This window comes from Pseudomonas sp. S04, from assembly GCF_009834545.1.
Taxonomy (GTDB): Bacteria; Pseudomonadota; Gammaproteobacteria; order Pseudomonadales; family Pseudomonadaceae; genus Aquipseudomonas.
In genome coordinates this window covers 2823903-2835803 of the sequence record NZ_CP019427.1, presented here as the reverse complement: position 1 = coordinate 2835803, position 11901 = coordinate 2823903, and the positions used below count along the sequence as shown (strand labels likewise).

The 11901-nt window shown below is 61.2% G+C and carries 9 protein-coding genes; 4 read left to right on the top strand and 5 right to left on the bottom strand.

All coding sequences use genetic code 11. From position 1 onward, the window contains the following. Window positions 1-46 precede the first annotated feature (46 nt). Both PspS04_RS12760 and PspS04_RS12755 read left to right on the top strand, forming a co-directional pair. On the top strand, window positions 47-1549 hold the full coding sequence (locus PspS04_RS12760) for an ATPase domain-containing protein (protein ID WP_095168304.1): 1503 nt from the start codon (window positions 47-49) through the stop codon (window positions 1547-1549). Further along, the gene (locus PspS04_RS12755; protein ID WP_159995655.1) at window positions 1546-3216 is read left to right on the top strand and encodes a response regulator; all 1671 of its coding nucleotides are present in this window, start codon (window positions 1546-1548) and stop codon (window positions 3214-3216) included. Before PspS04_RS12760 ends, PspS04_RS12755 begins: the two co-directional genes overlap by 4 nt. Window positions 3217-3279: 63 nt before the next feature. Here the strand turns inward: PspS04_RS12755 and PspS04_RS12750 are convergent, their stop codons facing one another. The 5 genes from PspS04_RS12750 to PspS04_RS12730 all read right to left on the bottom strand — a co-directional run bounded on the left by PspS04_RS12750 (window position 3280) and on the right by PspS04_RS12730 (window position 9816). Continuing rightward, complete coding sequence (locus tag PspS04_RS12750) at window positions 3280-3657, bottom strand: response regulator (protein WP_095168307.1); 378 nt, start codon at window positions 3655-3657, stop codon at window positions 3280-3282. Between the two features lie 75 nt (window positions 3658-3732). After that, window positions 3733-4917, bottom strand: coding sequence for a hybrid sensor histidine kinase/response regulator (locus PspS04_RS12745; RefSeq protein WP_159995653.1), 1185 nt, complete (start codon window positions 4915-4917; stop codon window positions 3733-3735). After that, window positions 4911-5516 carry a chemotaxis protein CheB gene (locus tag PspS04_RS12740; RefSeq protein ID WP_095168310.1) on the bottom strand — a complete coding sequence of 202 codons (606 nt, stop codon included), beginning with the start codon at window positions 5514-5516 and terminating at the stop codon, window positions 4911-4913. The genes PspS04_RS12745 and PspS04_RS12740 overlap by 7 nt, the downstream gene beginning before the upstream one ends. Further along, window positions 5513-6328, bottom strand: coding sequence for a CheR family methyltransferase (locus tag PspS04_RS12735; RefSeq protein ID WP_159995651.1), 816 nt, complete (start codon window positions 6326-6328; stop codon window positions 5513-5515). The genes PspS04_RS12740 and PspS04_RS12735 overlap by 4 nt, the downstream gene beginning before the upstream one ends. Beyond that, the gene (locus PspS04_RS12730) at window positions 6328-9816 is read right to left on the bottom strand and encodes a response regulator (protein WP_159995649.1); all 3489 of its coding nucleotides are present in this window, start codon (window positions 9814-9816) and stop codon (window positions 6328-6330) included. Before PspS04_RS12730 ends, PspS04_RS12735 begins: the two co-directional genes overlap by 1 nt. Before the next feature lie 258 nt (window positions 9817-10074). On the opposite strand from PspS04_RS12730, the gene PspS04_RS12725 reads away from it, so the two are divergent. Then, entirely contained in the window at window positions 10075-10449 is a 375-nt protein-coding gene (locus PspS04_RS12725) for a response regulator (protein ID WP_159995647.1), read from the top strand. Between the two features lie 47 nt (window positions 10450-10496). After that, window positions 10497-11792 carry a glycosyltransferase gene (locus tag PspS04_RS12720; RefSeq protein ID WP_159995645.1) on the top strand — a complete coding sequence of 432 codons (1296 nt, stop codon included), beginning with the start codon at window positions 10497-10499 and terminating at the stop codon, window positions 11790-11792. The last annotated feature ends 109 nt before the right edge of the window (window positions 11793-11901 follow it).

Genomic DNA, 11901 nt, shown 5'->3' with positions numbered 1-11901 from the left:
AGTATCGGCCGCTGCCTCGCTTCCCCTAGTCATGAGAGGGCATTTTTTGTCTACATCCAACGAGTTGAACAGTGAAAAAGCCGCCACCGGCATTGAAGGCCTGGATGACATCCTCGCCGGTGGCCTGTCCCGCGGCCATGTGTTTCTGCTGGAAGGAGAACCCGGCACGGGCAAGACCACGGTGGCCCTGCATTTTTTGATGGCCGGCGCCCGCGCCGGTGAACGCTCGCTGTACATCACCCTGTCGGAAACCGAACGCGAATTGCGCCAAGGCGCCAAGTCCCACGGCTGGGAACTGGATGAGAACATCCACATCTTCGAGTTGACGCCGCCAGAGAGCCTGCTCAATGGCGAGCACCAGCAGAGCCTGCTGTATTCCTCGGACCTGGAGTTGGGCGAAGCCACCAAGCAGATTTTCGAGGTGGTAGAACGGGTCAAGCCGACCCGGGTGGTGCTCGACAGTCTGTCGGAAATCCGCCTGCTGGCCCAGAGTTCGCTGCGCTATCGGCGGCAGATCCTGGCGATCAAGCACTACTTCGTGCGCTACGACGCCACCGTGCTGCTGCTCGACGACCTGACCACCGAATCCCTCGACAAAACCGTGCACAGCGTGGCCCACGGGGTGATTCGCCTGGAAGAACTGACCCCCAACTATGGCGCCGAACGCCGGCGCATCCGGGTGGTCAAGTACCGGGGCCAGAAGTATCGCGGCGGCTTTCATGACTTCACCATCATGGCCGATGGCGTGCACGTGTTCCCCCGGCTGGTGGCGGCCGAACATCGCGGGCGGTATATCCGCCAGCAGTTGACCAGCGGCATCAAGGAAATGGACGCCCTGCTCGGCGGTGGCATCGAGACCGGGTCCAGCACCCTGATCCTCGGTCCGGCCGGTACCGGCAAATCGCTGATCTCGATGATCTTCGCCGCCGCAGCCGTGGCACGGGGCGAAAAGGCCGCGCTGTTCATCTTCGATGAAGAGCTGGGCCTGCTGTTCGAACGCATGAAGAACATGGGCATCGACCTGCAAGCCCTGCAAGACTCCGGCAACCTGCTGATCGAACAGGTGGACGCGGCCGAACTGTCCCCAGGCGAGTTCTCGCACCGGGTGCGCCGTTGCGTCGATGAACGCGGGATCAAGACCGTGGTGATCGACAGCATCAACGGCTACCAGGCCGCCATGCCCGAGGAAAACGCCCTGGTGCTGCACATGCACGAGTTGCTGCTGTACCTCAATCGCCAGGGCGCCGCGACCTTCATGACCGTGGCCCAACACGGGCTGGTGGGTGACATGCAGGCGCCGGTGGATATTACTTACCTGGCCGACACGGTGATTCTGCTGCGTTACTTCGAGGCCCTGGGCAAAGTGCGCCGGGCCATTTCGATCATCAAGAAACGCACGGGCAGCCATGAATCGACCATTCGCGAATACCGTATCGGCAGCACCGGCATGACTATTGGTGAGCCCCTGGACGCCTTTCAAGGCGTGTTGCGTGGTGTGCCCACCTACCTGGGCGCCAACACACCGCTACTTGTGGACGAGAACCATTGATCGCGCTCAAGGCAGTGTCCGAGCGCGCGTTGATTCTTGCGCCGTTGGGACGCGATAGCCAGATCGCCCTGACCCTGCTTAACGAGGCCGGTTACGCTGGCGTAATCACCCAGGGGCTGGGCGTGCTGTGCGAGCAGTTGGAACACGGTGCGGGCCTGCTGCTGATTTCCTCCGAGGCCCTGCTGGGCGCGGACCTGGAGCCGTTGCTGCGGTTTATCGAGCAACAACCGGCCTGGTCGGACTTGCCCATCGTGCTCCTCACCCACCATGGCGGCGCCGAGCAGAATCCAGCGTCGCGCTTTGGCGCCCAGTTGGGCAACGTGACCTTCCTCGAGCGCCCGTTTCACCCGGTGACCCTGATCAGCCTGGTATCCACGGCGCTGCGCGGGCGCCGCCGGCAGTATGAAGCCCGCGACCGCCTGGTGGATTTGTACCAGAGCGAACTGCGGCTGAAGAACACCCTGGAAACCCTCGAGCAACAGGTCGAGGAACGCACCACCCAACTGCGGCACAATGAAGAGGCCCTGCGTCAATCGCAGAAAATGGAAGCGGTCGGCCAGCTCACGGGCGGTATCGCCCATGACTTCAACAACATGCTGACCGGCATCATTGGCAGCCTGGAATTGCTGCGCCGGCGCCTGGCGCGCGGTTGCACCGAAGACCTGGACGGGCTGATCGACCTGGGCGTGACCTCCGCCAACCGCGCCGCTGGCCTGACCCATCGCCTGCTGGCGTTTTCCCGACGCCAGTCGCTGGATTCCAAGCCGGTGGAAATGAACACCCTGGTGCGCTCGATGGGCGAACTGCTGCAGCGCAGTATCAATGAAAGCATTCAGTTGAACATGCAACTGCAGGATCCGCTGTGGGTGGCCGAGGCCGACCCCAACCAGCTGGAAAGCGCCCTGCTCAACCTGGTCCTGAATGCGCGCGACGCCATGCCCGACGGCGGCACCCTGGCGGTCAAGACCTTCAATCAGCACCTGGACACCGAGTTCACCCAAGCCCATGGCAACCTGCAAGCTGGCGATTATGTGGTGTTGAGTGTGATCGACAGTGGCTGTGGCATGCCCCAGGCCACCATCAGCCGGGCTTTCGACCCGTTCTTCACCACCAAGCCGATCGGCCAGGGCACTGGCCTGGGGCTGTCGATGATCTATGGCTTCAGCAAGCAGTCCCGTGGTCACGTGACCATCCAGAGTGCAGTGGGCAGCGGGACCACGGTGAATCTCTACCTGCCGCGCTTTCGTGGCGACCTCACGCAAAGTCAACCGCCCCAGGTGCCCCACGCACCGGGGGCAAAGGCCGGGGAAACCGTGCTGATTGTCGAGGACGATCCGGCGGTGCGGGTGCTGGTCAGTGCGGTATTGAGCGAGCTGGGGTATGCCTTCGTCGAAGCCGGGGACGCCGACAGCGCGGTGCCGATCCTCGATTCCGAACAGCGCATCGACCTGCTGATCAGCGACGTCGGGCTGCCTGGCATGAACGGCCGGCAACTGGCGGAAATCGGCCGGCAATACCGGCCCGACCTCAAGGTGCTGTTCATTACCGGCTACGCCGAGCATGCCGCGGTGCGCGGCGGCTTTCTCGACCCGGGCATGCAAATGATCACCAAGCCATTCACCTTCGACCTGCTGACCGCCAAAGTCCGCGAAATGATCCGCACCTGAGGCAACTGCCAGCACGGCCCCGGGACGCTCATCAGATTGGGTAATGCGGGGGTTGCGGCTGGATCAGGAAAGCATTTCCTGCATCAGTTCCTGCAGCACGTCGAGGTCGAACGGCTTGGCCAGGATCGGCGCCTTTTGCGCGATGGGGCTGCCGGACTCGCGGATTTCCTGTGGGTAGCCGCTGATGAAAATCACCTTGAGCTCAGGGCGCAACTTGACTGCCGGCTCGGCAATCTGCACTCCGGAAATGCCTCCGGGCAGGCGAAAGTCGGTGATCATCATGTCCAGGTGGGGTTTGCTGGCCAGGATCGCGAACGCTTCCTCGCCGTCCACCGCCTGCAACACCCGATAGCCCTCGCCTGACAGGTAGGCGGCAAGCACCATCAGGATCGAAGGATCATCTTCGACGATCAATACGACGTCTTGTGCATCTTCACTCATGGGAAGCCTTTGTTCGGTCAATAGCTGCTATTACGACCCTGCATCGCTGCAGAGGTTGCGTTTATTTTGCCTGTTTTACTGGAGCGGCAGGCAAACCCGGAACATTGCGCCCTCGTTGATCCGGCTCTCGACGCTGATCGAACCTCCATGGGCGGCGATTATCTGCTCGGAAATGAACAGCCCAAGGCCCAGGCCCGCCACTACGGTCTTGGCCGAAACCCGTTCGAACTGCTGGAATATCCGCTGCTGGTTCTCTTCACTGATGCCGATCCCTCGGTCGCGTACTTCAACCCGGGCCTGGCCATCCTGGCTGTACACACGGACTTCGATCAGGCCTTTGCCGCCATACCGCAAGGCGTTGGTCAGCAGGTTGGAAATCACCTGCTCAATGCGGAATTCGTCCCAGTGTCCCTCTACCGGATGCTCGGCAATAAAGCTGATGGAACACTCGGCGGCCTCCACCTGCGGCGCAAAGTTCTGCAGCAGGTTAGCCACCCGTTGTGACAGGTCGAAGTGGCTGGGCCGGATGGACAGCTTGCCCGTGCGAATCCGCGACACATCGAGCATGTCTTCGATCAGCCGAATCAGGCTTTTGATCTGCCGCTCATCGCGGTCGACCATCGCGTGCATCTTGTCCAGGGTAAAGGCTGCGGCGTTGTCGCGGGCCAGGTGCATCTTGCGTAACTGGGTTTCCAGGATCAGCCCGTTCAACGGCGTGCGCACCTCATGCGCGACGATCGACATGAAGTCGTCGCGCATGCGTACTGCCTGCTCCAGTTCGCCCTGGGTGGTCTGCAACTGCTTGAGCAAGGCTTCCTGCTCGCGGCGGCTTTGCTCCAGGGCTTCGACCTGCAGCTTCATTGCCTTGCGTTGCCGGAACAGGTCGACGAACACGTTGACCTTGCTCTTCACCGCGTGGATATCCAGGGGTTTATGCAGGAAGTCCACCGCGCCGCTTTCGTAGCCCTTGAAGGCATAGTTCATTTCGCGTCCGGCGGCGCTGACAAACACGATCGGAATGTTCTTGGTCTTTTCCGTACCGCGCATCAGTTCTGCCAGCTCGAAGCCATTCATGCCCGGCATCTGCACGTCGAGAATGGCCAGGGCGAACTCGTGCTGCAGCAGCAGCGACAGCGCTTCATCGGCCGACAGCGCCTTGTACACCGCGCGATCTTCGCGCTTGATCAGCGCTTCAAGGGCCAGCAGGTTCTCCGGCAGATCGTCGACGATCAGCAATTTGGCCTGGATAGTACTTAGCATGAGGTTCCTTCCAGCTCGACAAGCAGACGGCCGATGCCGTGCAAGGTGAGTATGTGATCGGGTTGCTGCAGGGCCAGCGCCGCGTCGGGCATGGTCGCCACCTGGGCTTCGGCCGGGTCCTGGACCACGGTCAACCCGCCCAGGCGCTTGACGTGCGCCAGGCCCCGCGCGCCATCCTGGTTGGCGCCGGTCAACAGCACCGCCAGCAAGGCCGGGCCATAGGCGTCGGCAGCGGATTCGAACAGGTAGTCGATCGCTGGCCGCGAATAGTGCAGGCGCTCCTCCAGGCTCAGGGACAGGCTGCGATCCTGCTCCACCGACAGGTGATAACCGGGTGCAGCCAGGTACAGGGTGCCGGCCTCGATCACGGCCTTGTCGAGCGCCTCGACCACCGGCATCGCCACCCGCCGCGCAATGACCTCAACCAACTGGCTGCGCCGTTGCTCCGGCAGGTGCAGGACGACAATGATCGGCAAGGCAAAACCCGACCCCAGCTTGCCGAAAATACTCAACAACGCCTCCACGCCACCGGCGGAAGCGCCAATGACGATGGCCTCGACCCGCGAGGCTGGAGCGTTGCTCAACAAGCCGGTTTTCATGTTTTACGGTAGATCCGTTCTTGTTTGACCAGGGGCTCGAACTGTTTGCTGTAGCTCGAAAAGTCGAGGGTTTCCTTACTGCCCAGCACCAGGAAACCGCGGTGACAGAGCGACTCATGAAACAATCCGAAGGCGCGATCCTGCAACTTTTTATTAAAGTAAATCAATACGTTACGACACGAAATTAATTGAGTTTCTGAGAACACGCTATCGGTTGCCAGGCTGTGATCGGCAAAGGTCACGTTGTCACGCAGGCTCTTGTCGAAAATCGCGTAATCGTAGGCAGCAGTGTAGTAGTCAGCGAATGAACTCTGCCCGCCGGCCTGCTGGTAGTTGCGGGTATAGGCGCGGATGTTCTCCAGGGAAAAGATCCCCTGCTTGGCCTTTTCCAGCGAGCGCGGATTGATGTCGGTGGCGTAGATGATCGTGCGCTCCAGCAGGCCTTCTTCGCGCAGCAGGATCGCCATCGAGTAGACCTCCTCGCCCGTGCTGCAGCCGGCAATCCAGATCTTGATCGAGGGATAGGTGCGCAGCAGGGGCACCACTTCCTGACGAATCGCCAGGAAGTGCGCCGGATCGCGAAACATCTCGCTGACCGGAATGGTCAGCAACTGCAGCAACTGCATGAACGCCGTCGGATCGTGCAGGACTCGCTCCTGCAACGCCGAAATGGTCTTGCATTCGAACTGGTGCAGGGCGTGATTGACCCGGCGCTTGATCGAAGCGCCCGAGTAGTCACGAAAATCGTAGCTGTACTTGAGGTAGATCGCTTCGATCAGCAGCCGCAGTTCGATTTCAGTATTGCGCTCCACTAAATTCTTTCCATCTTCGGTAACCACACGCGAATCAACGAGAACAGGCGATCCAGGTCGATGGGCTTGGCCAGGTAATCGTTGGCGCCCGCCTGCAGGCAGCGTTCCTGATCGTCCTTCATGGCCTTGGCCGTGACGGCGATGATCGGCAGCTTGCGCCAGCGCGGATCCTTGCGAATTTCCACGGTGGCCTGGAAGCCGTCCATTTCCGGCATCATCACGTCCATCAGTACCAGGTCGATGTCCTCGACTTCATTGAGTTTGTCGATCGCTTCACGACCATTACGGCCAATGACCACGATTGCGCCTTTGTGCTCCAGGGCGCTGGTGAGGGCGAAGATGTTGCGCACGTCGTCGTCCACCAACAGCACCTTGCGCCCCTCGAAGACCTTGTCGCGACTGCGCGCGGTCTTGAGCATCGTTTGCCGCTCATGGGACAACCGCGATTCGACTTTGTGCAGAAATAATGTCACTTCATCCAGCAGCCGCTCCGGCGAACGCGCGCCCTTGATGATGATCGACCGCGAATACTTGCGCAGGTCTGCCTCTTCATCGCGGGTCAGGTTGCGCCCGGTGTAGACGATCACCGGCGGGAACGAGCAGATGTCTTCGGTGGACATGCGCTTGAGCAGGTCATTGCCGAGCATGTCGGGCAGCTTGAGGTCGATGATCATGCAGTCATAGATATTGTTGCGCAGCAGGTCCAGCGCTTCCTGGGCCAGGCCCACGGCGGTGATTTCGATGTCATCGTCGCCGATCAGCCGGGCGATACTGTCGCGCTGCAGGTCATCGTCTTCCACCAGCAGCACGCGCTTGACCTTCTGCGTCAGCTTGGCCTCCAGACGGGCGAACACGTCCTTGAGTTCCTCGCGCGTGGTCGGCTTGACCGCATAGCCCACGGCGCCCATGTGCATCGCAGCCTCGACCCGGTCTTCGACCGAAATCACATGCACCGGTATGTGGCGGGTTTCGGCGTGTTCCTTGAGGCGCTGCAGCACGGTCAGCCCGGAATGGTCCGGCAGGCGCATGTCCAGCAGGATCGCGTCGGGCAGGAACTCGCTGGCCAGGTCGTAACCTTCATCGGCACCATGGGCCACCAGGCAGTGATAACCCAGTTCATGCGCCAAGTCGTAGAGGATATGCGCAAAGTTGACCTCATCCTCCACCACCAGGATGCAGCGGGTGCTGAACGGCGCATTGGCGCGGTCATCGGCAAAGCGCGGGATCTGCGCCTCGATGATCGCGGCCGGACGTGCCACCGGCACCGCCGGGACAAAGGCGACCGACGCCGGTGGCGGCAGTTCGACGCTGTTCTCGTCACGCTCGACGTACTGCTCGGGCAACAGCAAGGTAAACAGGCTGCCCTGCCCCGGTTCGCTGCTGACGGTGATCGAGCCGCCGAGCAACGCTGCCAGGTCGCGAGAGATCGACAGCCCCAGCCCGGTGCCACCGTAGCGCCGGTTGGTGGTGCCGTCGGCCTGGCGGAACGCCTCGAAAATACTGCTGTGCTGATCGCTGGCGATGCCGATCCCCGAGTCGCGCACGGCAAAGGCTATTGCGCCCCCTGGCTGCAGACTGACATTGAGGCTGACTTCGCCCTGCTCGGTGAATTTGATCGCGTTCGACAACAGGTTCTTCAGCACCTGCTCCACACGCTGGCGGTCGGTGAACAGCAGCGTCGGAACGTCCGAGTCCAGGTGGACGTTGAACGCCAGGTGTTTGTCCACCGCCAGCGGCTCGAACATGCCGCGCAGGCCGTCCACCAGGCGCGCGACACTGGTGTTCTCCGGGCGTATCTCGAGCTTGCCGGCCTCGACCTTGGAGATGTCGAGGATGTCGTTGATCAGGTTCAACAGGTCATTGCCGGCGGAGTAGATCGACTCGGCGAACTTGACCTGTTCGGCGCTGAGGTTGTCCTGGGGGTTTTCCGCCAGCAACTTGGCGAGGATCAACGAACTGTTGAGCGGCGTGCGCAATTCGTGGGACATGTTGGCGAGGAATTCGGACTTGTACTTGCTGGAGCGCTGCAGCTCCTGGGCACGGTCCTCGAGCTGGACCTGCGCCTGGTTCAGTTCAGTGTTTTTCAGGTCCATGGCGTCGCGCTGTTCGGCCAGGGTTTGGGCCTGCTCGGCGAGCTGCTCGTTGGTCTGCTCAAGTTCCACCTGCTGGGTTTCCAGGTGGGCCTGGGACTCCTTGAGAATCCGCGACTGTTCTTCCAGCTCTTCGTTGGCGGTCTTGAGTTCTTCCTGCTGGACCTGCAGTTCTTCGTTGAGTTGCTGGGTCTCGGCCAGCACTTCCTGCAAACGCTGGCGATAACGGGCCGCTTCGATCGAGGTGCCGATGTTGCCGGCAATCAACTCAAGCAACTCGATGTCGCGCTCGTCCAGTGCCCGCAGGAAACCCAGCTCGATCACCCCATTGACCCGGCCGTCGTCGCTGGTAGGCACCACCAGCACACTGCGCGGCACCCCGTCGCCAAGCCCGGAGCTGACTTTGAAATAGTCGGCCGGCACCTCGTCCAGGCGAATCAGGCGGCCCTGCAGTACGGCCTGGCCGGCGATGCCCTCGCCGTTATAGATCTGCTGGTCAACGGCTTCCTGCTCACGGGAAAAACCATAGGTTGCCACGCGATTGAGGCCGCCATGATCCTCCTTGACGTAGACCGCCGCGACTGCGCTGCCCAGGTATTGCGCACAAAACTGCAGGATATTGCGCCCCAGCAGGTTCAATGACAGCTGGCCCAGCACTTGTTCGGCCAGTTCAGTCTGGCCGTTGCGCAACCAGGCCTGTTGTTCCAGGCGCCGGGCGCTGCTTTGTTGGGCCGCCAGGTTGGTGCTGTAGCTACGCGAGAGACTGAGCAAGTCGCGACGCCCGATGTAGGCCAGCAAAGCGCTGATGCCGACCACGAACAGGACGTACAGCGTAATGCTCCAGATCGTGGTACGACGCACCTCTTCATTGCGCGTGGTGCGCAACTGTTGCTCCATCTCGATGACGTCTTCGTACTGTTTGCGGATCTCGTCGGTCAGGCGCTTGCCGCGACCGGCGCGCACGGCAGAACGGTAGTCGCCGCTGCTGCGCTGTAGCTCGATCATGCTCTGGGCGTAGGTGTTCCATTCCTCCTGCATGGCTTGCAGGCGGTGCAACCGGTCGACCTGGACCGGGTTGTCCGCGGTCAGTTCCTGCAGGGTTTGCAGGGCCACTACAATACGCGGCCGGGCGGTCTCGTAAGGGTCGAGAAAATGTTCGTCACCGGTCAGCAGGTAGCCGCGCATGCCGGTTTCCAGGTCGACCGTGAGCTTGACCGCTTCGTTGGCGTTGTTGATCACCCGATCGGTATGCTCCACCCACTGGATGGTCGACATCAGGTAGGTGATCAGAGAGACGAAAAACACCACGCTGAGCACGCCCACCCCCAACGGCAAGCCGATGTTGCGGCTCAGGAGTTTGCGGAAACTTTGCTCATCAACGGACGACGAAGTGATCATTTGCGGGCCTTGGTGGACGGGCATAAATGAAGGAGTTTGCCCCAAAATCGCGTCTGGGATCCATTTTTCTGACAGCTTAGCCAGCATTTTCCTGCATTGCGCTGCAATCTCCCCAGCACCGGGGTTATCCTGTCGAGGCCCGTACCCTGAGGGTTTTTTCAGCCCGCCGGGAACTTGTCGGGGCCGGCTGATTACTGATGAAAAAGCCGGTCAATTTGCGACACCGGTCACCCCACGCCCTTTTCGAGAACAGTCACTATGTCCAGCACCACTTCCACCATCCTCGTAGTCGAAGACGACGCCATCGTGCGCATGCTGATCGTTGATGTGCTCGAAGAACTGGAGTTCAAGGTGCTGGAGGCGGACGACGGCACCGCGGCCCTGGCCCTGCTGAAAAACCACGATACGCTCATTGACCTGCTGATGACCGACGTGGGCCTGCCGGAGATGGATGGCCGGGAGCTGGCTGCACGCGCGCGCGCGCTGCGCCCGAGCCTGCCGATCCTGTTTGCCAGCGGTTATGCCGAAAGCCTGGAAGTGCCTGCCGGGATGCACGTGATCGGCAAGCCCTTCTCCATCGATCAGTTGCGCGACAAGGTCAAGGGCCTGCTGGCTGACCGCCCTGTGGTTTAATAACGCCGCTCGCGCCCTCCCCCTGCCGCTTCAAGGAAATACCGCTCATGAGTCAGTCCCGCGCAACCAAAGTCCTGGTTATTGGTTACGTCTGGCCCGAACCCCGCTCATCCGCCGCCAGTGGGCACGTGATGCAGATCCTCGAGACGTTCCTGGAACAGGGTTGGGACATTACCTTCAGCAGCCCGGCAGGCCCCGGCGAGCACAAGGCCGACCTGACGGCCATGGGTATCGCAGAGTGCAGCATCGAGCTCAACAGCAGCAGCTTTGATGCTTTCGTCAGTGAACTGGCCCCGGATATCGTGCTGTTCGACCAGTTCATGATGGAAGAACAGTTTGGCTGGCGCGTGGAAAAACACTGCCCTAGCGCTTTGCGGGTCCTGGAGACTTCAGATTTGCAAAGCCTGCGCCATGCTCGCCACCAGCGGCTCAAGGACCATCTCAAGGCCAGCGACGACCACGATGACGGCACCGCGCTGTTCGGCCAGACGCTGGCCCAGGAGTTCACTGCGATGGCCGACACCGATCTGGCTCGGCGGGAAATTGCCGCACTGTTTCGCTGCGACCTCAACCTGATGATCTCCGAGGTGGAGATCCGCTTGCTGGTCGAGCACTTCAGCCTGCCACCCAGTGCCCTGCATTGGTGTCCACTGATGCTCGAACCCACGGCACAGGCGCTGGCTCCGTACGCCGACCGTGCGCATTTTCTTAGCATCGGCAATTTCCGCCACGCGCCGAACTGGGATGCGGTGCTCTGGATGAAAAATGCCGTCTGGCCGCTGATCCGCCAACAACTGCCTGGCGCGCAACTGCACATCTATGGTGCCTACACGCCGCCCAAGGCGAGCGCCTTGCACAACCCGGCGCAGGGGTTTCACATCATGAACTGGGCAGAGGATGCGTTGCAGGTGATGACGGCCGCGCGTATCTGCCTGGCACCCTTGCGTTTCGGGGCCGGGATCAAGGGCAAGATTGTCGACGCGATGCTCTGCGGCACGCCCAACGTCACCACTCCCATCGGCGCCGAAGGTATGGCCGGGGACATGCCCTGGGCCGGCGCCATTGGCGAAAGCGCCTCGGCCATTGCCGCAGCCGCCGTGCGCCTGTACCAGGATGAACAGCTCTGGAACCAGGCCCAGGATGCCGGCGTAAAGCTGCTGCACGCCCGTTACCGGCAAAGCGTGCATGGCCCGGCGCTAATTGCACGCCTGGAACATTGCCGCGAACATCTACTTGAATTACGCCAGGCCAACTTTATTGGCGGCATGTTGCGTCATCACCAACACAAGAGCACCCAGTACATGTCGCAGTGGATTGAAGAAAAGAACCGCAACAACGCGTAAGCGGTAATCTGGCCAGGGGCAGTGCCGGGCTGCAGGTTGTTTCGGCACGCTGCCTTATTCCTGCACGACCTCCTCCAATTCCCACGGCCCTTAGCGAAATCTGCAACTA

Bases quoted from the DNA above. Each gene is read 5' to 3' on its own strand.
- PspS04_RS12725 (WP_159995647.1), top strand. From the start codon at position 10,075: ATGTCCAGCACCACTTCCACCATCCTCGTAGTCGAAGACGACGCCATC.
- PspS04_RS12740 (WP_095168310.1), bottom strand. From the start codon at position 5,516: ATGAAAACCGGCTTGTTGAGCAACGCTCCAGCCTCGCGGGTCGAGGCC.
- PspS04_RS12745 (WP_159995653.1), bottom strand. From the start codon at position 4,917: ATGCTAAGTACTATCCAGGCCAAATTGCTGATCGTCGACGATCTGCCG.
- PspS04_RS12720 (WP_159995645.1), top strand. From the start codon at position 10,497: ATGAGTCAGTCCCGCGCAACCAAAGTCCTGGTTATTGGTTACGTCTGG.
- PspS04_RS12750 (WP_095168307.1), bottom strand. From the start codon at position 3,657: ATGAGTGAAGATGCACAAGACGTCGTATTGATCGTCGAAGATGATCCT.
- PspS04_RS12730 (WP_159995649.1), bottom strand. From the start codon at position 9,816: ATGATCACTTCGTCGTCCGTTGATGAGCAAAGTTTCCGCAAACTCCTG.